General features: G+C 60.2%; 12 protein-coding genes. 5 read left to right on the forward strand and 7 right to left on the reverse strand.

Annotated elements, in window-relative coordinates; translation table 11 throughout:
• Positions 1 to 23: 23 nt before the first annotated feature.
• Both ACZ0AZ_RS03195 and ACZ0AZ_RS03200 read right to left on the reverse strand, forming a co-directional pair.
• Positions 24 to 1,349, reverse strand: a complete 1,326-nt coding sequence (locus ACZ0AZ_RS03195; RefSeq protein ID WP_039758412.1) for an APC family permease — start codon at positions 1,347 to 1,349, stop codon at positions 24 to 26.
• Between the two features lie 220 nt (positions 1,350 to 1,569).
• Positions 1,570 to 2,394 (reverse strand): carbon-nitrogen hydrolase family protein, encoded by an 825-nt coding sequence (locus tag ACZ0AZ_RS03200; protein WP_463538695.1) that lies wholly within the window; start codon positions 2,392 to 2,394, stop codon positions 1,570 to 1,572.
• Positions 2,395 to 2,518: 124 nt separating this feature from the next.
• Between ACZ0AZ_RS03200 and ACZ0AZ_RS03205 the strand changes: the two genes are divergently transcribed.
• Positions 2,519 to 3,319 carry a helix-turn-helix transcriptional regulator gene (locus ACZ0AZ_RS03205; RefSeq protein WP_039758417.1) on the forward strand — a complete coding sequence of 267 codons (801 nt, stop codon included), beginning with the start codon at positions 2,519 to 2,521 and terminating at the stop codon, positions 3,317 to 3,319.
• A gap of 157 nt (positions 3,320 to 3,476) precedes the next feature.
• On the forward strand, positions 3,477 to 5,096 hold the full coding sequence (locus tag ACZ0AZ_RS03210; protein ID WP_463538696.1) for an FMN-binding glutamate synthase family protein: 1,620 nt from the start codon (positions 3,477 to 3,479) through the stop codon (positions 5,094 to 5,096).
• A gap of 77 nt (positions 5,097 to 5,173) precedes the next feature.
• Here ACZ0AZ_RS03210 and ACZ0AZ_RS03215 read toward each other — a convergent pair whose 3' ends face one another.
• Positions 5,174 to 6,595, reverse strand: coding sequence for an amino acid permease (locus ACZ0AZ_RS03215; protein ID WP_463538697.1), 1,422 nt, complete (start codon positions 6,593 to 6,595; stop codon positions 5,174 to 5,176).
• A gap of 472 nt (positions 6,596 to 7,067) precedes the next feature.
• Here ACZ0AZ_RS03215 and ACZ0AZ_RS03220 point away from each other — a divergent pair, with 472 nt between their 5' ends.
• The 3 genes from ACZ0AZ_RS03220 to ACZ0AZ_RS03230 all read left to right on the forward strand — a co-directional run bounded on the left by ACZ0AZ_RS03220 (position 7,068) and on the right by ACZ0AZ_RS03230 (position 17,195).
• Positions 7,068 to 7,526, forward strand: coding sequence for an REP-associated tyrosine transposase (locus ACZ0AZ_RS03220; protein ID WP_073473226.1), 459 nt, complete (start codon positions 7,068 to 7,070; stop codon positions 7,524 to 7,526).
• A gap of 1,213 nt (positions 7,527 to 8,739) precedes the next feature.
• Positions 8,740 to 11,877 (forward strand): transglycosylase domain-containing protein, encoded by a 3,138-nt coding sequence (locus tag ACZ0AZ_RS03225; RefSeq protein WP_463570963.1) that lies wholly within the window; start codon positions 8,740 to 8,742, stop codon positions 11,875 to 11,877.
• A 191-nt stretch (positions 11,878 to 12,068) separates the two neighbouring features.
• Positions 12,069 to 17,195, forward strand: coding sequence for a dermonecrotic toxin domain-containing protein (locus ACZ0AZ_RS03230; RefSeq protein ID WP_463570961.1), 5,127 nt, complete (start codon positions 12,069 to 12,071; stop codon positions 17,193 to 17,195).
• Between the two features lie 56 nt (positions 17,196 to 17,251).
• Here the strand turns inward: ACZ0AZ_RS03230 and ACZ0AZ_RS03235 are convergent, their stop codons facing one another.
• From ACZ0AZ_RS03235 to ACZ0AZ_RS03250, 4 genes are read right to left on the reverse strand one after another with little or no spacing between them, the layout of a single operon-like run.
• Positions 17,252 to 18,505 carry a hypothetical protein gene (locus tag ACZ0AZ_RS03235; RefSeq protein ID WP_240783165.1) on the reverse strand — a complete coding sequence of 418 codons (1,254 nt, stop codon included), beginning with the start codon at positions 18,503 to 18,505 and terminating at the stop codon, positions 17,252 to 17,254.
• 5 nt (positions 18,506 to 18,510) lie between these two features.
• Positions 18,511 to 19,005 carry a CS1 type fimbrial major subunit gene (locus ACZ0AZ_RS03240; protein ID WP_165368376.1) on the reverse strand — a complete coding sequence of 165 codons (495 nt, stop codon included), beginning with the start codon at positions 19,003 to 19,005 and terminating at the stop codon, positions 18,511 to 18,513.
• Positions 19,006 to 19,038: 33 nt separating this feature from the next.
• Positions 19,039 to 19,782 (reverse strand): molecular chaperone, encoded by a 744-nt coding sequence (locus ACZ0AZ_RS03245; RefSeq protein WP_129997592.1) that lies wholly within the window; start codon positions 19,780 to 19,782, stop codon positions 19,039 to 19,041.
• Positions 19,783 to 19,826: 44 nt separating this feature from the next.
• A complete protein-coding gene (locus ACZ0AZ_RS03250) occupies positions 19,827 to 21,038 on the reverse strand; it encodes a hypothetical protein (RefSeq protein ID WP_039758448.1) in 1,212 nt (403 codons plus the stop codon).
• Position 21,039 lies beyond the last annotated feature (1 nt).

A 21,039-nucleotide genomic window follows, 5' to 3' on the forward strand; every position in this document is an offset into this window, starting at 1 on the left:
AGAGGGAAGCCAAGCCACGAAGCTCAGGTCGCTTCCTGAAAATCCAGTTCCGGCGGCTGACGGCGGAAACCGCCCGTCAACACGGCAAGGTAAACCACGCCAATCGCCAACCAGCTCAGCCCCAGCCACACCGCCAGATGATCAAGGCTGACCATCAGCCACAGGTCGGCCACCAGACCGATCAGCGGGCAGAGCAAAAACAGCAGCAACTCGCGCGGGCCTTTTTTCTCGCCGCCGATCCAGTAGTGAAAGATCACCGACAGGTTGACCAGGCTGAATGCCAGGAACGCGCCGAAGTTGATGAACGAGGTCGAGGTGGTGACGTCGAGTTTCAGCGCCAGCAAGGCCACCGCCGCGCACAGGAGAATGCTGTTGACCGGCGTGCCGAAGCGCACGTGCAAGGTGCCGAAAAACGACTTCGGCAAGACTCCGTCGCGGCCCATGGCAAACAGCAGGCGCGAACCGCTGGCCTGCGCCGACAGCCCCGAGGCGAACTGGCCGACGATCAGGCCGATCAGGAAAATCGACACGAACAGATCGCCGCCAATGTTGCGCGCGATTTCATAGGCAGCCGAATCGACGCTGTCGAACTGGAACGACGGATGGGCGATCTGCACAAAGTACGAAACGCCGACGAAGATCAGGCCGCCGATCAAAGTGATCAGCATGATCGCCCGGGGAATGGTGCGGCGTGGATCGCGGGTTTCTTCGGTCAGGGTACTGACCGCGTCAAAGCCGAGGAAGGAATAGCAGGCGATCGCGGCGCCGCTCATGATCAGCGGCATCTGCATATCGCCGTTGAAGAACGGTTTGATCGACCACAGCGGCGTACTCGCATCGCCGCCGATGTAGTGCACGCATAGCGCAACGAAGGCGATCAACACGAGGAACTGCACCAGCATCAGCAAGGCGTTGATACCGTTAGCCAGTTTCAGCCCGACGATGTTGATCGCACTGGTGATGCCGATGAACGCCAGCACCCAGATCCACTGCGGGATCGACGGGAACGCCGAGGCCAGATAAGCCGCGCCGATCAACCAGATCGCCATTGGCAGAAACAGGTAGTCGAGCAACACCGCCCAGCCGGCAATGAAACCGAGTTTCGGGCTGATTGCCTTGCGCACGTAGCTGTAGGCCGAGCCCGCCACCGGGAAAGCGGCGGCCATGCGTCCGTAACTCATCGCGGTGAAGAACATTGCCACCAGCGCCGCCAGGTAGGCCGCCGGCACCATGCCGGCGGTGGACTGGGCGAGGATGCCGAAAGTGCCGAGGACAATGATCGGCGTCATGTAGGCGATGCCGAACAGCACCACCGACCCTAGCGAAAGGGTGCGTTGCAAACGAGCCATGGGCGACTTACTCCGAATGTTATTGGATTTATGGCAGAGCCGGGTTCGGCGAAAATTTCGGGTGTGGCTTAGTAGTTTTTTGTTGTTTGAGCGGGCCTCTTCGCGGGCAAGCCCGCTCCCACAGTGTCGGTGGTGAACACAAATTTTTTGCTCGTAGCAAATCCCCTGTGGGAGCGAGCCTGCTCGCGAAAGCGTCAGCCCGAGCGGCACAGCATTCGGATCACCGCACAGGAATCAGCAGCTCTCGCAATCCACAAGCCTGCTGCTCCACCACCTCGCCCGGCAACTTCAAACGCTGATCATCCAGATAGCGATAATCCTTGCGCGCGATTTCCAGTTGCGCGAAATCCAGCTCGACCCTGAACTGCTCTTCTTCGCGCCCAGCCTCGAACAGCAGCGCACCCAGCGGATCGACCAACGCACTGCCACCGGCAAACACCAGACCGTCATCCCCCGCGTCAACGCGATTGACCATCAGCGCAAACGCCTGGTTTTCCTGGGCACGAGCCATGATCGCGGTGCGGTGGGTCGGGCCGTACGGGTCCATATTGCCGTTGGTGACGATGAGCAATTCCACGCCAAGTTGCGCCAGGGCACGGGCGGTTTCCGGGAACTCGATGTCGTAGCAGATCAACAGGCCGACGCGTACGCCGTTCCATACGCAGGTGGCGTAGCGGTCGCCGGCTTCGAACACGCCGCGATCCGAAGCCCACAGGTGGGTCTTGCGGTACTTCAGAGCGATGCCTTCGGGGGTAATCAGCAGCGTCGTGTTGTAGAAGCGCCCGTTGTCGTTCTCGGCCATGCCGATCACCACGGCGATGTTCTTCTCACGCGCTGCAGCGAGCACCGTGCTGACGGTCGGGCCGTCTAGCGGTTCGGCGACCTGGGTCACGGTTTTGGCGTTGGGGAAGCCCATCAGGTGGGTTTCCGGGAACACGATCATTTGCGTGTCGGCCGCGCAGGCAGCAATCGCCGCCAGTGCGCGCTTAAGGTTATAAGCCGTGTCGTTGTCACGGCCCGCCAATTGGGCGAGTTCTACTTTCATGGGTATCCCTTGTTATCTGCGCCGGCCTTGAAGGATTGCCCGGTGCCTGTCTGTGGGCCAGTATGCGCAGCAAGCAACCGGCCAGGGAATCACGCGGCCGGGGTAACCCGATAGGGGTAGAGGCATGACACTTTCGTTGAATGACATCACTTGGCACCGCGCCGTCGGGCAACTGATCGACGCGCTCGACAAGCCGAATTTCTGGGCGCAACTGCTGCGTTTGCTCGAGCAGTACGTAGCGTTCGATAGCTGGGTGGTGCTGCTGTTCAGCGCCGATCAGCACCCGCAAGTGTTCGCCGAATGCCCCGGCGAAGATGGCAGCCCGGACCCGCTGTTCCAGGATTATCTGCGCGGGCTGTATCTGCTCGATCCGTTCTACATCGCCTGCCGCGAGCAGTCGCGCACCGGCCTGTATCGCCTCTCGGAAGTCGCGCCGGAGCATTTCGAGCTGACCGAGTATTACCAGCGATACTTTCGTCTGAATGTGGTGGCCGACGAAATCCAGTTCAATTGCCAGCTCGAAGGCGAGCGCACGCTGTGCCTGTCGCTGGGCAGTGAAAAACGTTTCACTGGCGAACAGATCGCTTTGCTGTCTTTGATTCAGCCGTGGGTACTGGGCCTGTTGCGCCAACGTCTGCCCTACGAAATCAACGAAACCGTGGCCCTCGCCGTCGCACCTGCGCAGGCAGACTGGCGGGTGCAACTGGAAGCGTCGGTGCAACAGCTCAAAGGTGCACAACTGACCGCGCGCGAGCTGGATGTCGGGCGTTTGATGCTCAGCGGTTGTTCCAGCAAGGAAATCGCCCGTAAGCTGGAAATCTCCGTGGAAACCGTGAAAGTCCATAAGAAACACATGTACAGCAAGCTGGGGATCAAATCCCAGTCCGAGCTGTTTTCGATTTTTCTACAGGCGCAGAACGCCTGAAACAGTGTGATTCACGCTTTTTGTGGGAGCGAGCCTGCTCGCGAATGCGTCGGGTCAGAAAATAATTTTTCTACTGACAGGTCGCTTTCGCGAGCAGGCTCGCTCCCACAGGGATGTGTGCCGTTGCACAAAATTGAGTCCGAACCAGGGAAACCGTATGAGCCTGTCGCTGCTGAGCCGCTACGCCTTCTTTGCCGTCTGTGTGATTTTCACCCTCGCCAGCCTGCCCTTCCTCGAACATGACTGGCTGTGGCCGATCACCGCCGTCACCGCGGTGCTTAGCCTGCTCGGGGTGTTCGACTTGTTGCAGACGCGCCATGCAGTGCGCCGCAATTATCCGATTCTGGGCAATATCCGTTATCTGGTCGAAGGTATCCGCCCGGAGATTCGCCAGTATCTGCTCGAGTCCGACAGCGACGCCCTGCCCTTCTCTCGCGCCCAGCGTTCGCTGGTGTACTCGCGCGCGAAAAACGAAACCGCCGACAAACCGTTTGGCACGCTGATCGACGTCTACCAGTCCGGCTTCGAATTCATCGGCCACTCGATGCGCCCGGCGCCGTTGAGCGACCCGAACGGTTTCCGTGTCACTGTCGGCGGGCCGCAGTGCACGCAGCCGTACTCGGCGTCGATCTTCAATATCTCGGCGATGAGCTTCGGCTCACTCAGCGCCAATGCCATCCGCGCCTTGAATCAGGGTGCCAAGCTTGGCAACTTCGCCCACGACACCGGTGAAGGCAGCATCAGCCCGTATCACCGCGAGCACGGCGGCGACCTGACCTGGGAACTGGGCAGCGGCTACTTCGGCTGCCGCACCAGCGACGGCCGTTTCGACCCGGAGCGCTTCGCCGTACAGGCACAGAACCCGCAAGTGCGCATGATCGAAATCAAGATGAGCCAGGGCGCCAAACCCGGCCATGGCGGGATCTTGCCCAAGCACAAGGTCACCAAAGAAATTGCAGAGACCCGTGGCATCCTGATGGGCGAGGACTGTGTTTCGCCGTCGCGCCACAGTGCGTTTTCCACGCCGATCGAGATGATGCGGTTCATTCAGCAACTGCGTGAGCTGTCCGGTGGCAAACCGGTGGGCTTCAAATTCTGCCTCGGCCATCCGTGGGAGTTCATGGGGATCGCCAAGGCCATGCTGGAAACCGGCATTCTTCCGGACTTCATCGTCGTTGATGGCAAGGAAGGCGGCACTGGCGCGGCGCCGGTCGAGTTCACCGACCACATCGGTGTACCGATGCGCGAGGGCCTGCTGTTCGTTCATAACACGCTGGTCGGCCTCAACCTGCGCGACAAGATCAAACTCGGCGCCAGCGGCAAGATCGTCAGCGCCTTCGACATCGCCAGCGTGCTGGCCATCGGCGCCGACTGGGCCAACTCGGCGCGCGGCTTCATGTTCGCCATCGGCTGCATCCAGTCGCAGTCGTGCCACACCAACAAATGCCCGACCGGCGTCGCCACCCAGGACGCCTTGCGCCAGCGCGCCCTGGTGGTGCCGGACAAAGCCCAGCGCGTTTACAACTTCCATCGCAGCACACTCAAAGCGCTGGCGGAAATGCTCGCTGCGGCGGGCCTTGAGCATCCGGCGCAACTGTCGGCCAAGCATCTGGTGCGGCGCATGTCGGCGACCGAGATCAAGTTGTTCTCGCAGCTGCATGTATTCCTGAAACCGGGGGAACTGCTTACCGGCGAAGTGAATGGCGAGTTCTATTCGCGGATGTGGCAGATGGCGCGGGCGGACAGTTTTGAGCCGCAGGAAGTGATAGCGGCGTAAGACTGGCGATCAGCTCGCGTGAACCAAAAAAGCCCCGATCTTGCGACCGGGGCTTTGTGGTTTTCAGGCGTCAGGATTCAAGAAACCGAACGCACCGAACCTTGCGACACTTGCGTCGGCTGCAACTTGAACACGTAAAACAACACTGTCAGCAATACCAGAAACGCCGGCCCGACATACAGTGCCACGCGGGTGTCGGGGAAGTACGCCATCAGGCCGACCACCAACACCAGAAACGCCAGGGCGAAATACGAACTGACCGGGTACAGCCACATCTTGTACTTGAGGCCGGCCCGCTCGCTGGCGCTCAGGCCTTTGCGAAATTTCAGTTGCGCCAGCAGGATCATCACCCAGGTCCAGATCGCACCGAAGGTCGCGATCGAGGTGACCCAGACGAAGACTTTTTCCGGCACCAGATAGTTGAGCACTACACCCAACAGCAACACCGCAATCGACAGCAACAACGCGCGGCGCGGCACGCCGTTGTTCGAGGTCTTGGCGAAACCGGCCGGGGCCTGGCCGTTCTGCGCCAGGCTGTAGAGCATGCGCCCGGTGCTGAAAATGCCGCCATTGCACGACGACAGCGCCGCCGTAATCACCACGAAGTTGATGATGCCAGCCGCGGTCTTGATGCCCAGACGCTCGAAGGTCATCACGAACGGGCTGCCCTGGGTGCCGATTTCGTTCCACGGGTAGATCGACAGGATGACGAACAGCGCACCGACGTAGAACAGCAGGATCCGCCAGAACACCGAGCCGATCGCGTCGGGAATGGTCTTTTGCGGATTCTTCGCTTCACCGGCGGTCAGGCCGATCATTTCCACGCCGAGGTAGGCGAACATGACCATTTGCAGCGACATCAGCACGCCGGTTACGCCGTTGGGCATGAAACCGCCGTGGGCCCACAGGTTGGAGATGCCCAGTGCCACACCGTCGTTGCCGAAACCGAAGGCGATGATGCCGACGCCGCCGATGACCATGGCGATGATGGTGACGATCTTGATCAGGGCGAACCAGAATTCGAATTCGCCGAAGGCTTTCACCGCGATCAGGTTGATCGAGCCCATGCTGATCAGCGCCGCCAGGGCCCAGATCCAGCGCGGCACATCCGGGAACCAGATGCCCATGTAGACCGCCACCGCAGTGATTTCCGCGACACACGTCACCAGCCACAGGAACCAGTAGTTCCAGCCGGTGAGAAAGCCGGCCAGCGGCCCGAGGTAATCCTGCGCGTAGCGGCTGAACGAGCCGGCCACCGGGTTATGCACGGCCATTTCGCCGAGCGCGCGCATGATCACCAGGATCGCCAGACCGCCAAGAATGTAAGACAGCATGATCGCCGGGCCGGCCATTTCGATGGCTTTGGCCGAACCGAGAAACAGACCGACGCCGATACAGGCACCGAGCGCCATCAGGCGGATATGCCGTTCGCCGAGTTCACGTTTGAGCGGACCGCCCGAAGCGGTGTCGCCGTGCGGCAGAGGATTGCCAACTGGCATAGGGGTACAACCTCGTCTTGTTATTGGATATGACCACCGGGTTTCGAAGCGTCGGCCGATAGGCCTTGGCTGGGCAGGAAACCGCGTCGGCTTCGTGGGCAGACGCGTCTTGCAGGGCGGGCCTGAAAGATCAGCGGGGCGTGCAGTATAAAAAGCTCAGGGCAGGATTTTTCACTCTAAAAGTCACAACATTCAGCGACAACTCTCGGCAATAGTGGGTTCCGCGGAGAGGCATTACCTGCACTACGTAGGAAAAGTCGCCACTGAAAAAGCCGCGAAGTATTGCACAGGGATGGTGCAGCGTCATGTTTCAGCCCTAGGGCATTTGATCCACTGTGTGATGTCTCGCCTCGCTTGATCACGGATAAATCGCCCGACGGATTCAGAAATTTCGCTCAACAGTTGCAGCGCCCAGCGGGGCGGCCAACCACTAACCTTTGAAAAAGCCAGGAGCACATGCAAGGAAGCTCACATGCCAGTCCGTCCCAACTCCCACCGTCTGCGCCAAGGTCGTTTCTCGGAAAACGGTCGTGCCTATTTCATCACCTCTGTCATCCACGAACGCCAGCCTGTATTTGCAGATTGGCAGACCGGCCGGTTACTGGTTGCAGAACTGCGCCGGGCTCATGAGCAAGGAGTCGCGCAATCCATCGCCTGGGTGGTGATGCCTGACCACTTTCATTGGCTGATGCAATTGCAACGCGGCTCACTTGGTGAAGTCATTGGCGGTGTAAAGGCTCGCTGTACGCATGCGGTTAACAGAAAAACCGGACGTCACGGACCGCTGTGGCAAACCGGCTACCACGACCGTGCGATCCGTGACGGCGAGGACCTGGAGCCCTTCGCCCGCTACATCATCAATAATCCCTTGCGAGCCGGGCTGGTCGATAACCTCGGTGACTACCCGCTTTGGGATGCCTGCTGGCTCTGAGCGCAATAGTGCTATGGAATAGGTGGATTTCTTCCTCACACAGACAAACTCCCGGGATGTGAACAGCCTCTTTGTGGCGAGGGGATTTATCCCCCGCTCGGCTGCGCAGCAGGCGCAATTTCCTCACACGCGGTGTGCGTGTAGAAACCGTGTTGGCAGGTTTTGGGGCTGCTTTGCAGCCCAACGGGGATGAATCCCCTCGCCACAGGGAGTCCCTGCATGACTGATAAATCTGCTAGCCACAGGGAGTCCATTGCTCGCACAGACACATCATGGGGATGTGAACAGCATCCTTGTGGCGAGGGGATTTATCCCCGCTCGACTGCGCAGCAGGCGCAATTTCCTCACACGCGGTGGGCCAGTAGAAACAGTGCCGGCAGGTTTTAGGGCTGCTTCGCAGCCCACCGGGGATGAATCCCCTCGCCACAGGGAGTCCCTGCAAGACTGATAAATCTGCTGGCCACAGGGAGTCCATTGCTCGCACAGACACATCATGGGGATGTGAACAGCATCCTTGTGGTGAGGGGATTTATCCCCGCTCGACTGCGCAGCAGGCGCAATTTCCTCACACGCGGTGGGCCAGTAGAAACAGTGCCGGCAGGTTTTAGGGCTGCTTCGCAGCCCAACGGGGATGAATCCCCTCGCCACAGGGAGTCCCTGCAAGACTGATAAATCTGCTGGCCACAGGGAGTCCATTGCTCGCACAGACACATCATGGGGATGTGAACAGCATCCTTGTGGTGAGGGGATTTATCCCCGCTCGGCTGCGCAGCAGTCGCAGCTTCCTCACATGCGGTGGGCCTGTAGTAACCGTGGAGGCAGGTTTTGGGGCTGCTTTGCAGCCCAACGGGGATGAATCCCCTCGCCACAGGGAATCCCTGCATGACTGATAAATCTGCTAGCCACAGGAATCTTTTCCTTACACAGACATATCCCGGGATGTGAACAGCCTCGTTGTGGCGAGGGGATTTATCCCCGCTCGGCTGCGCAGCAGGCGCAATTTCCTCACACGCGGTGGGCCTGTAGAAACCGTGTTGGCAGGTTTTGGTGCCGGTTCGCGGCCCAACGGGGATGAATCCCCTCGCCACAGTGTTTGTTCCAGTTTTATTCAGATAAAGCGCAGGCTCCGCTCTTCACATTTTTTTCACCGGCTTCAACCACCGTCTAAGCTTCAGACAAGTCCGATCAATCTGCGTGAATGGATCAGTCGACTATGGGTGCTTTGTGGCAAACCGATTCGAGTAAAACCGTGGTTCCGACTGAACGTGTGGATGAAGCGCCTGTCCCTGAAAAACCCCGCCGCAGCCGGCACGGGTGGAAGGCTTTCTGGTTGTTGCTGGTGATCATCGCGGTGGTGGTGGGACTTGCCGCATCCAAGGAAATGCGCACCTCGCGCTTTCAGGCGCGGGAGCTGAGTCAGTACGCCGCCTCGCTGACCTACAGGCTCGAGCCCGGCCCCAGCGAAGCGATCCACTATCCGGGCAACGGTCCTTTCGATCTGCGTCTGGGTTACAGCTCACTCGACGAATTCCTGCCGCGCCTGCTCAAGCGCAACTATGTGATCACCGAGCAGACGCGCTTCTCCCCTGCCCTGCTCGGTTACACCGACAAAGGCCTGTTCGTGCCGTATTCGGAAAAGATTCAGGCCGGGCTGTCGATCACCGATTGCCGAGGCGCGCCGCTGTATCGGTACAACTATCCGCAGCAACTGTATGCCGACTTCGCAGCGATTCCGCCGGTGGTGGTGAGCAGTCTGCTGTTCATCGAAAACCGTTTCCTTCTCGACCCGAAACAGCCGCTGGCCAACCCGGCGGTGGACTGGCCGCGCTTCGGCATGGCGGCGTGGTCGCAAGTGGCGAAGCTGCTGCACCTGCCCGGGCAATCGGCCGGTGGCAGCACCCTGGCGACGCAACTGGAAAAGTATCGCCATTCGCCCGACGGCCTGACCGTGTCCGGCGCGGAGAAGATCCGCCAGATGATTTCTGCCAGCGTGCGCGCGTATCAGGACGGCCCGGAGACGCTTGGCGCGCGGCAGAACATCGTTCGCGATTACCTCAACAGCGTGCCGCTCTCGGCGGTACCCGGCCATGGCGAAGTGCACGGCATGGCCGAAGGTTTGCGCGTCTGGTACGGCAGTGATTTCAACAAGGCCAACGAACAGTTGAACAGCCCGGCAACCGACCCGCAAACCATGGCCGCCAAGGGGCTGGCCCTGCGTGAAATGCTCTCGCTGATGATCGCCCAGCGCCGCCCTTCGCATTACCTGACCAAGGGTCGCGACGAATTGGCCAACCTCACCGACAGCCATCTGCGTCTGCTCAAACAGAACGGCGTGATCGACAGTGCCTTGGCTGACGCCGCGCTGGCGAGCACCGTGTCATACCGCGACTGGCAGACTCAGCCAACGATGCAGCCGATCGAAACCAACAAAGGCATCAGCGTCGCCCGCAGTCGCCTTGCGAGCATGCTCAACCGGCCGCTGTACGACCTCGATCGCCTCGACCTGTCGGCCACCAGCACCTTGCAGGGCGATCTGCAAACCCAGGCCACTGCCTATCTGAAAAAACTCGCCGACCCGGCCTACGCCGCCGAAATCGGCCTGCTTGGTGAACGCCTGCTGACGCCGACCAGCACCACGCAAGTGCGCTACAGCTTCACCCTGTTCGAACTGACGCCGGACGGCTCACGGGTGCGCGTGCAGACCGACAGCACCGATCAACCGTTCGACATCAACGAAGGCAGCAAACTCGAACTGGGTTCCACGGCAAAAATGCGCGTGCTGACCACCTACCTGCAGATCATCGCCGAGCTGCACGACAAGTACGGCGCGATGAGCGTGGCGCAATTGAAGAAGGTCGAAGTGCCGGAGCAGGACCGCCTCAGCCAGTGGGTCGTCGATTACCTGATCCAGAACAAGGATCACGACCTGTCCAAGCTGCTCGGCGCTGCGCTGGATCGCAAGTATTCGGCGAGCCCCGGCGAAGCGTTTTTTACCGGTGGCGGTCTGCACACCTTCCATAACTTCCGCAAAGAGGACAACGGGCGCCTGCCCACTTTGCGCGATTCGTTGCGCGAGTCGATCAACCTGCCGTTCATTCGCCTGATGCGTGACATCGTCCGTTACACAACCTACTCAGGGCCCAATGCCGAGTTGCTCAAGGATGATCGCGACCCGCGCCGTCAGGAATACCTGGCCAGTTTTGCCGACCGCGAAGGCACCTCGTTCCTGCTCAAGTTCTGGAAAAAGTACAAAAACAAGGACACCCAGGCACGTCTGGAAACTTTCCTCGACAGCATCCGGCCGACGCCGATTCGCATGGCGGCGGTGCACCGTTATCTGTTGCCCGACGCCAGCCAGGTAGATTTCAACAGCTTTGTTCGCGCACACCTCAAAGGCGCCAAGCTCAAGGAGAAGCTTACCGATGATCGCCTGATCCGCCTCTACGATGCCTACGGCCCCGGCAGTTACGATCTGCCTGACCAAGGCTTCATCGCCAAGGTGCATCCGCTGGACTTGTGGATGATGGGCTACCTGCTGCATCACCCGGAGGCGACTTTCAGCGAGATCGTCAAGGCCAGCCATTTCGAGCGTCAGGAAGTCTACAGCTGGCTGTTCAAGAGCCGGCACAAAGGCGCGCGCGACAGTCGCATTCGCACCATGCTCGAGATCGAAGCGTTCCTCGACATTCACCAGCGCTGGCAGAAAGTCGGCTACCCGTTCGATCATCTCGTGCCGTCGCTGGCCACCGCCATCGGCAGCTCCGGGGATCGCCCCGCCGCCCTCGCCGAGCTGATCGGCACCATCCTCAATGACGGCGTGCGCATGCCGACGCTGCGCATCGACAGCCTGCATTTCGCTGCCGGCACACCCTATGAAACGAAACTGGTCAACGATCCGCACGTCGGCAAACGGGTAATGCCGGTGGAGGTGGCCCGAGCCATGCGCGAGGCACTGTCGCAAGTGGTCGATGCCGGTACCGCAAAACGTGTGTCCGGCAGTTTCAAATTGCCCGACGGCACGCCGCTGGCGATGGGTGGCAAAACCGGTACCGGCGACAACCGCATTGCCGCGATCGGCTCCGGTGGGCGGATCATCAGTTCGAAGTCGATCAACCGCACCGCGACGTTTGTGTTCTACATCGGCGATCACCATTTCGGCACCCTGACCGCGTTCGTTCCGGGGCGCTCGGCGGAAAACTTCAAGTTCACCTCGGCTCTGCCCACACAGGTGCTCAAGGGCATGGCGCCGATTCTCACGCCGCATCTGCAACCGGGCAGCGATTCGCAATGCCGCCCTGCGCAAAACACCGATGTGGCGCTGGTCGAGCACGGTCAGCGCAGCTTGAGGTAACAAAGCGTGTCGGGGTAAACGCTTCAGGGTGAGGTTTTTTTACTTTCGCAGGTGGTAACCCTGCATTTTTCCGATTCGAATTTTCGTCGGGTTACGGCGCTGGAATGCCGTTTGCCTCCCGTTCTTTGAACTTTTGTTTTGCCCCGTCGTGGGTAGGCTGATCATTCCTCAACCAATCAAGGATGATTGCCATGCCCCTCTCTCCCGTGCCGGATGACAACCCAGACCAAGGGCGCCACTACGAATTCATCAAATCCGCCGTCAGTACTCCGTTCAAGACCGCAACCGTCAGTCGCGCCGAAGCGCTGGCCGCCACGCCTTTCAATATCGAGCCGTGGTACCAGACAGCCTCTGCCAAGGATCAGCAACGGCTCGCCGCCGCCAATCTCAAGGCGTGGGGCTCGCAGAACGCGGTTGATCACCTGCTGGCGAAAATCGACCTGTACACCTTCGCCGAACCCTTGCTCAAGGCAAAAATAAAAGCGGTGTACGGGATCGAACCGGATGTCAAAACCACCTGGCTGCGCCTGTACATTCCGGCAGCCACGCCCTGGTATGCGCTTGACCTTTCTGCTGGCGCCGTCACACGTACGGTATCGCTGCTGGACGCCGCGCTGCACAACTTTGCCAGCACGGAAATTGCCGGGCCCGACTCGCAATACATCAGCCAGCCCGACGCGCGTGGTCTGTTCGATGTCTTGCCGCTCCGGCACAAGATGTCGATTCAACAGTTCCAGACGCTGTGTCGCGAGCTGGACCTGGGTGCGCAGTACCAAAAGCATCTGGAAGGCACGCTGTTGCCAGCCCAGCCGCTGGCCGAAAGTCTGCTGCGCTACCAGGTGTTGCAAAGCCAGAAGGACGCCCTTGTCGTCGCGGCGCACATGGCGCTGATCAGGGGCGACATCGAGGGCGATGCACACAAAAAGGTGCTGCGCCTGGCTACCAGCAAATTCTCGTCCCCCGGCACACAGCGGCCAGTTCGCTGGTACGACCTGTCGCTGCTCGACCAGCCCATGACCGGGATCATGCTGTTGCCACACGGCGCCAGCGACGCTGCCGGTGCAAGACCCGTGATCGCCTATGTGCCACACGATCCGGATCATCCGCTGAAGCAATACGACTCGCTCAAGGCATTCGGCAGCGAACTGCTTCGACAGCTGCGCGAGGATCGCTTGTGCCCTGCGACGCGACAGACGTACCGCCAGTTCTTCAGTCAATTCATCAACCAGCAACAGCGCGGACATTTCTTTGCCGAGCTGGAACAACGCCTGTTCGTCGTCAGGTATCACCCGCCTGAAAGCTCGACCGACCAACGCCCGCCATGGCGCAAGGACCCGGTGGAAAGCCCGAATCTGCGGCTCGCTGAGACCCGCCTGCTGGGTGATTACTGGCAACACGCTTATCTACGCAAACTCGACAAGATTCTCAATGACGGCCGGGAGATTGCCGTGTCCACCGCTGACACCGACAGCCAGGCGCGTTGGGCGTGGTGGGACAACTTCAAGAAAATGGTTTCGGACATTTTCAACGTCGCGCTGCTGATTGCCACACCGTTCGTGCCCGGTCTCGGCGAACTGATGCTCGCCTACAGCGCGTATCAACTGACTCGGGAAGTGGTCGAAGGCGTGGTCGATCTGGTACAGGGCCAGCAAATCGAGGCAGCTGAACACATCATCGGTGTGGTGAGCAGCGTGATTCAGCTGGCGGCATTCGGTGCCGGTGCGCAAATCGGCAGTGCCTTCAAACTCAAGCTGTCACCGTTGGTCGAGGCTATGAAGCCGGTGAAACTGCCCGATGGCAAAGCCTCGTTGTGGCACCCGGACCTTGCGCCTTACGAGCAAAACGACGTGCAACTGGCCGCGTCATCGAAACCGGACCCGCATGGCCTGCATCAGTTGGGCAGCCAAACCGTTCTGCCGCTGGAGGGCAAGCTCTACAGCGTCGAAAAAGCGCTCAGTCATCAATCTGCAAACGTTCACCGCATCAAGCATCCGCAGCGAGCCAACGCGTATAAACCGATCCTCGAACACAACGCACAGGGCGCCTGGCGGCACGAGGCGGAGAACCCGCTCGACTGGCACGACAGCGCCTTGATGCCGCGCCTGGGTCACAACGTCGAGCGTTTTTCCGCGACCGAACTGGAGCAGATCCGCGCCAGCAGCGGCACCGCTCACGATGAGCTGCGCGCCATGCATGACAGCAGCAGCGCGCCGCCGCCGTTGCTGACCGATTCGCTCAAGCGCTTCACCGCCCGCGCGGACGTGGGCCTCGCCAGCGCGGACATTCGCGCCGGGCGCCCGCTCAAACCACCCGCCGACTGGTTCGAACCGATCGCTACCAGCTTGCCGGGCTGGCCCGGTCGGCGCGCGATCAAAGTGACTTACGAGCAGGTGGAAGGCTACTCGCGCCAATACGGCGATCCCTCCGCTGGCGAAGCCGACACCCTGACCATCAGCCAGGCGGATCTCAATGCCGGCCGCTTGCCCGAACGTCTGAATGACTTCCTCAACGAGGCTGAAATGCGCGCGCTGCTCAAGCGCGACGTGCCGGCGATCGCCCGTCCGCAGGCCCTTCGCGACTTGCTCGCCGAGGCGGTAGAGTCCGGCCGCGATGACATTGCCAGACGCTTCTATCAGGCCGCCGACCGACCGCGAACACGCAAGGTTCGTATCATCAGGCAGCGTTTTCCCGAGTTGCCGCTGCCCTTGGCGGAAAAGCTGCTGAGCGATGCCAGCCCGGCTGAATTGCAGCGCATCGGGGACGAGCATCGCTTGCCGCTGCGCCTGAAACATCAGGCCCGCGAACTCGATTTCGAAGCCTCGGCCAGCCGCGCCTATGACGGTTTCTACCGCGACACCCCACCCACACCGATGACCGAACGGCTGGCGCTGAGCACTTTGCGCAACCATACGGACGCCTTCGGCAACCTGCGGATCGAAGTGCGCGACGGCACCCCTGCAGGACCGTTGCGTTGTGAGCTCGGCCCGGATGACGCGACCACCATCAGACGTTTGATCAGAGACGAACATGGCCGTTACGAAGTGCTCGACGCCAACAATCTCAAGCTGCACGGCGCCGACGATTTCTACGAAGCGATTTTGCGCGCCTTGCCGGATGAAACACTGTCTGCGGTGGGCTACAGGCGCGGCCAGGGCCGGCCGTTCAAACTGTGGTTGATGGAGCTGGCGCAAGCGCCCGCCAACCGCCGCACGGCATTGGCCGAACCGCCGATTCAGCGAGCCGTGAGCATCGAAACCGAAACACTGGTGCGCGGCTGGCCCCGCCTTTTTCGACGCTCGACACCTGAAGAAAGGATCAAGGATCTCTATCCGAAGATGAGCCCCCGGGAAGTCAGCGCATTTGTTGAGGCACTCAAGCGCAAGGGCGAACCGGTCGAGGCCATCGCGAGCCTTGAAAACGACCGAACGCAGTTGCACAACGAATTGCAGCGCTGGCGGGAAAGCTACCCTGCCGGCGTGGATGCCAACGGCGAACCCATTTACGGCGCTTCTGCGGATTTCATGCAAAAAGGCGGGCGGCACATCGAGGAGCGCCTGATCGAATGTTTTGATCGCCAGGGTGAAATCTTCGGCGAACGCAGCGTGCATCCCGACCAGGGTTACACGCTGGATTTGTCTTCGACCATCGCCCGCCCGGAACTGGAACGCTGGTGGCAAACGCTGTACCAACGCCCCGGGATGAAAAAGTACTTCGATCGCATCACGGCGTTGAATCTCGACCGGGCGCGCCTGTCGCCGGACCCCAGCGTGCTGCTGAGCCACTTCCCCAACCTGCGCCAACTGAGCGCTCGCCAATGCGATTTGCGCGAACTGCCGTCCGTAACCGGACTGATGGCCAATCTGGAGGAGCTGGATCTGGCCGACAACCGCATCACGCTGAATGCCGAAGCCAACCGGCAATTGGGCCGATTGACCCGACTGCGCACCCTGAACCTCAACGGCAACCCGCTGGACCTGCCGCCCGATGTCAGCGCGATGAATCACCTGGCGCGCCTGCACCTGGCCAATTCGCGTATCCAGACCTGGCCCGAAGGTCTGTTCACTGTCGACTCAGTGGCCAAACCACGCCCGCGCAGCCTGATGCTGGATTTGCGTGGCGCGCCCCTCGACACCTTGCCGACGGTCAGAGCCGGCTCTGATCAGGCCTTTGTGCTCAGTCGGGCTCGCTTCGATCAGACACGGCTGAGCAACGAAGACCGGGTGCGCTTAGGCAAGTACCGGACCTCTACCGGCCTGTCTTTTGTACAGGATTATTCCCCGGCGGCGGACGACGAACTCAGCTACTGGAGCCGTTTTCCCAAGGACGCCCCCGGTACGGGACCGGGTCCGTCAGGCGCGCTCAGCACCTGGCGCAAGGAGTCCTGGTATGACCTGATCGCAGAGCCCGATTCCGCCGGTTTTTTCAGCGTGATTCGCAAACAGCGCGAGAGTGCCGACTACCGCACCGATGCAGGTCGCCGGCGACTGACCCGGCGGGTCTGGGAAATGGTCGATGCCGTTGCCGTCGATTCGAAGCTGCGCGAAACGTTGTTCAAGCAGATTGTCTCCCCCGAAGATTGCGGCGATCTCGGCGCGCAATTGTTCAACTCGCTGGGCATGAAAGTGCTGGTATCCAAGGCCTACACAGAGTCGACTTCACCCGCAGTGCTGGAAGACCGTCTCGTGCGTCTGGCGCGCGGTGCGGCACGCCTGAATCGCGTCAGCGATGAAGCGGCGTTCGAGTACAACACCCAGGAGGCGCTCAATGAGAGCGACCCGAGCAACCTCGCACCGGATGAAGTCGAAGTGCATATGGCCTACGAGACCGGTCTGGCTGGGCGCCTGCAACTGCCCTGGCAGAGCGACGACATGCTTTATCAACAGCGCTCGGGCGTGACGCTAGAGAAACTCAACGCTGCCTACGCCACCATCATCGAAGGTGAAGCAGGCGATGGTCTGGTCAACGGCATGCTCACGCTGGGCTCGGATAATTTCTGGGAAGATCGTTTACTGAAAACCCACCCGATTGAATACGCAGAAAACAGCCGGATATACGATCGCCAGGGCGAGCAACTCGATGAGCTGAGGGACGCCAAGGCTGAGTGGGCCAGGCCGACCGCGAAAACCGACTTGCAAAAACTGACTCGGCGGATCGAGGAGCTGGCCAAGGCCCTGGACATTCCGGCGGACGCCGACCTGTTCGACGACGCCCCCATGAGCGACGAACATTATCGAACGCTGTACGACGGCATCGCCTACAAACGCCAGGAACTGTCCCGGCGCCTGACCCGAGAGGCGATGGCCAGAGCCGGCCTGTGATTGTTTTCTGACACAATTCGGCCAGCGCCGCTCGAGGTCTGGCCGATGATCGTGGCCTAGTGCACTTCGGAATCCCAGATCACCGTGATGTTGCCCTTGTAGGGTTTGTCGCCGGCGTTATCGATGAGCCAGTTGGTGTATTGCTCCGCCACTTCGAAGTGCAACGTGCCCGGTTTGCGGTCGACGTAAATGCCAGGCTGAAAGGGTGCGGTCGCCGTGCGGCCCAACGGCATTTTACGCACCGGGCGTCCGGCGCTGTCGGTCAATCCGTGGGGCAGGCTGACGCTGACGTCGACCGCGCCGGCATAGCCCGTCTCGCGGTTCATGATGGCGCAGCCATCGCCGAATCCAAGATCATGTTCGCACTCGAGTTTCATGGTGAATTTCGACGAAGCCGAGATGTTGAATGTCTGGTCGCGATACAGCCGCGTCGGCCGCCGTCCGCTCTCCAGCCAGCCCTGCCAGCCACCTTGAGGTTCCAGCAAGACATGGTTGCCGCCGGGCGGGATATCGACTTTGAGGGTGTGTTGCACGTCGAGGACAAAATCCAGAGTGATGCTGCCGTCGCTCGCCTGCATCATCGGGCCGAAGTCGAAATCACCACGGTTGATGACGCTGTAAGTGATCGAGCCGGTGTAGATTCCGGTCGACATGCCCAAGGGATTGGGCGTGCGCAACTCATAGGCGATATCGAGCGTATCGAAATACATGGACGGGATGTAATAGGCCGCGGACTTGGTGCAATAGGCCGCCATCGGCGTTTTCCAGAAAAACCGATAACTGGACGGACCATAGGCACCGACGCCGCTGTACAGGCAAGGTAAAGGCGCATACACCCAGCTTCTGTTGATCCAGAGTTGCTGGTGAGCCTTGAGGAGGTCGCTCTGCCCCGTCAATTGGGTTGCCGGATGACTCAGATGGAACTCTGATCCGACACCGCTGATGCGCACTTCCATGGTTTCGGTTTCTTGTGTTTCAGGATTGCTGACGATCAATTGTCGCCAATTGCCGGGCACCTGAATCGCTACCACATCCGATGGATTCAACGGGCGAATCGAGTCGAAACGAATCGGCAACTGAATGCTGAACATGCCGTTTTCAACGCACTGATCCGGATAATTCGCGCAATAACCACTGTTGGGTGTCTTATTGATAAACACGTTCTTGTTCGGCTGGGCCGGGTCCGGCTGGAACAAGGCACGAATCTCTTGAGTGGCGGCGTGAACCGGCGTGACGCTCGATACCAGCAAGACACCCAGCCAGCAGAGCCTCTTGTTCAGCCCGAAACGGATGCGCGATTTCAGGTTCATGGCCGTCATCCCGCACTCGGCGTGCCGGCGTTGAACATCAGCAACACGTTGCCGGAGTAGTCACCGGGTCGATAGCCTCCGGCCGGTTCGATCGGTTCGATCTTCAGCGCAACACGTTTGCCGGCGGCGGCGTCTTCCCGGGACACCACTTGTCGCGGGATGGCATGTGAACTCAGCTCGACGCCGTTGAAGGTCACGCGCAGTTCGATGATCTCTCCCGGCCGGCCGTTTTCCAGATAAGGATCGAGCAGCAAACGGGCCTCGATCGCACTGCTGTCATGGCGCACATCGAAGTTTTTCTCCACGTTACCCAGCGTTGACGTGGGGTAATCCCAATTCAGGCGCTGGGGCCGGTGAATCCAGTCCGGCTCCGCCGGGATGACGTAAAAAGGTCGGCTGGGGATGGTCAGCGACACTTCGAACGTGTGCTCCTCCCGCGCGCCCCAGGCCTCGGTGCCGGCAACTGCCAGCAGCACGAGGGCGATGCATTGCTTGATCATGTCGGGTACCCGATGCGTCAGTGGTAAAGCGTGTCAGCGGCTGGCGATTTTCAGCGGCTTCTTGTCGGCGCCCTCGATAAGGAAGAAGCGGTATTCGCGGCCCTTCTCCTTGTCGAAAGCGAAGGTCTTGCCGGCCAGCACATGATGTTTGGTGGTCGCGCCGCAGTCGCTTTCCTTGCTCAGCGAACAGCTCTTGAATTCGTCGACGATGACCACCGTGTTGCCGTTGTTGCGCAATTCATAGCGCGTTTCGGTTTCATTGATCGCCGTGTCGAAACGCGCGTTTTTCGGGCGCACGAAGAAGATCGTGCCGAACCCGGTCATCACGTTGACTCCCGCCGAGAGCGATTTTTTGTAGTCATCGCGTTCTTCATTGCTGACGACAAAATCGTCTTCCTGCTCCGGCACGACCGGCACGAACCGCACGCGGAAATAGCGCTCGCGATCGCGTTCGCCCATGTACAGCAGGCGCGTACCCTGCATGCCCTGCGCCGGTACGATCAGCCGCGCCGGGCTGGCCATCAGGCCATTGCGCGAGGCACCGTCGGCGGCATTGACCACGGCAATTTCCTTTGACGTTCCATCCGCCTCGTAGACGATCTCCAGCACGTTGACCTTGACGAACGCCGTGGCGTCACCGCTGTTGAATACCCGTTTGAGATAGGTACTTTTATCGGCATCCAGGTAGTCGTATACCGTGCCCACATTGATCTGCGGCCCGGCCTGCGCCGTCAGGCAAAACACGCTGAGCAGGCTCAGCAGCAATCCTCGGTTCATCGTTTTCAACTCCACGAATTTGGCAAATGACATGACTGCAGCGCTCATACGTCCGAATCCCAGATGATGGTCACGTTGCCGCGCAACCTGCCGCTGGCCCCGGGTTTGAGCAAGAAGTCGATCGCAAAAGGTGTCATGTCGAAATGCAGGGTGCCGGGCTTGCGATCGACGTACAGGCCAGGCTGAAAAGGACCAGTCCATAGGTTGAATCGCAATGGAAGACGGTTGACTGGCCCGCCCGAGGCGGTAATACCGGGCGGCAAACTCATGGAGACCAGAACTTCAGTGCTGCTGCCCTCCGGATTGCCCAGCTTGCAGACGTTTCCTCCATAGGAATTGCACAGCAACATGACCTTGAAGCGCGACGACGCCGAGATATAGAACAACTGATCGCGAAAGATCCGCGTCGGCTTGCGCCCGCTTTCCACCCACCGCGCCCAGCCGCCTTCGGGTTCAAGGGTGACGTTGTTGCCGCCCGGTGGCAGGTCGACCTTGAGGGTGTGCTGGACGTCGAGGACGAAATCCAGGGTCAGGCTGCTGTCGTCCGGTTGGAACATCGAGCCCATATCGAAATCACCGCCGGGGCCCATGGTGTAGGTGACCGAACCGGTATACAGACCGCTCGACATACCCAAGGGATTGGGAGTCTTCAGCTCATATGAAAAATCGAGCGTCTCGTAGTACATCGAAGGAATGCGGAACGCCGCAGTCTTGGTGCAGAACGCTTCCAACGGTGTCTTCCAGAAAAAGCGATAAGCCTCGGGGGCGTAACTGGCCACGCCACTCCCTTCGCAAGGTGCCGGGGCGTATAGCCAGCCTGTGCCGGAGGTCCAGAGAATGTCGTGGCCCGTCGGCGCCTCGACTCCCGTAAGGTCCTGGACCTTATTACTCAGGACGAATCGGGAGCCGATGCCGGTGATGCGTACTTCAACGATTTCCGACTCCTGGGTTTCCTGGTTGATCACCGTCAACCGTCGCCAGTCCGCCGGGGCCTTCAAGGAAACATTGTCACCGGCCAGGATCGGGCGATTGGAGTCGTAACGAACCGGCAACTCGATGCTGAACATTTTCTCGGAATCACATTTGCCCGGAAAATTCAGGCAATAACCACTGTTGGGTGTCTGATTGACGAACAGATTCTTGCCCGGCTGTGAAGGATCGGGTTGAAACAACGCGCGGATTTCCTGATTGACCGCCTGCGCGGCAGGCATGGCCAATGCCAGCGTGAAACCGAGGCCCATCGTGATCTTCTTCATC

It is taken from the genome of Pseudomonas sp. AC239, from assembly GCF_979258545.1.

Bases quoted from the DNA above. Each gene is read 5' to 3' on its own strand.
- ACZ0AZ_RS03195 (WP_039758412.1), bottom strand. From the start codon at position 1,349: ATGGCTCGTTTGCAACGCACCCTTTCGCTAGGGTCGGTGGTGCTGTTC.
- ACZ0AZ_RS03200 (WP_463538695.1), bottom strand. From the start codon at position 2,394: ATGAAAGTAGAACTCGCCCAATTGGCGGGCCGTGACAACGACACGGCT.
- ACZ0AZ_RS03205 (WP_039758417.1), top strand. From the start codon at position 2,519: ATGACACTTTCGTTGAATGACATCACTTGGCACCGCGCCGTCGGGCAA.
- ACZ0AZ_RS03210 (WP_463538696.1), top strand. From the start codon at position 3,477: ATGAGCCTGTCGCTGCTGAGCCGCTACGCCTTCTTTGCCGTCTGTGTG.
- ACZ0AZ_RS03215 (WP_463538697.1), bottom strand. From the start codon at position 6,595: ATGCCAGTTGGCAATCCTCTGCCGCACGGCGACACCGCTTCGGGCGGT.
- ACZ0AZ_RS03220 (WP_073473226.1), top strand. From the start codon at position 7,068: ATGCCAGTCCGTCCCAACTCCCACCGTCTGCGCCAAGGTCGTTTCTCG.
- ACZ0AZ_RS03225 (WP_463570963.1), top strand. From the start codon at position 8,740: ATGGGTGCTTTGTGGCAAACCGATTCGAGTAAAACCGTGGTTCCGACT.
- ACZ0AZ_RS03230 (WP_463570961.1), top strand. From the start codon at position 12,069: ATGCCCCTCTCTCCCGTGCCGGATGACAACCCAGACCAAGGGCGCCAC.
- ACZ0AZ_RS03235 (WP_240783165.1), bottom strand. From the start codon at position 18,505: ATGAACCTGAAATCGCGCATCCGTTTCGGGCTGAACAAGAGGCTCTGC.
- ACZ0AZ_RS03240 (WP_165368376.1), bottom strand. From the start codon at position 19,005: ATGATCAAGCAATGCATCGCCCTCGTGCTGCTGGCAGTTGCCGGCACC.
- ACZ0AZ_RS03245 (WP_129997592.1), bottom strand. From the start codon at position 19,782: ATGAACCGAGGATTGCTGCTGAGCCTGCTCAGCGTGTTTTGCCTGACG.
- ACZ0AZ_RS03250 (WP_039758448.1), bottom strand. From the start codon at position 21,038: ATGAAGAAGATCACGATGGGCCTCGGTTTCACGCTGGCATTGGCCATG.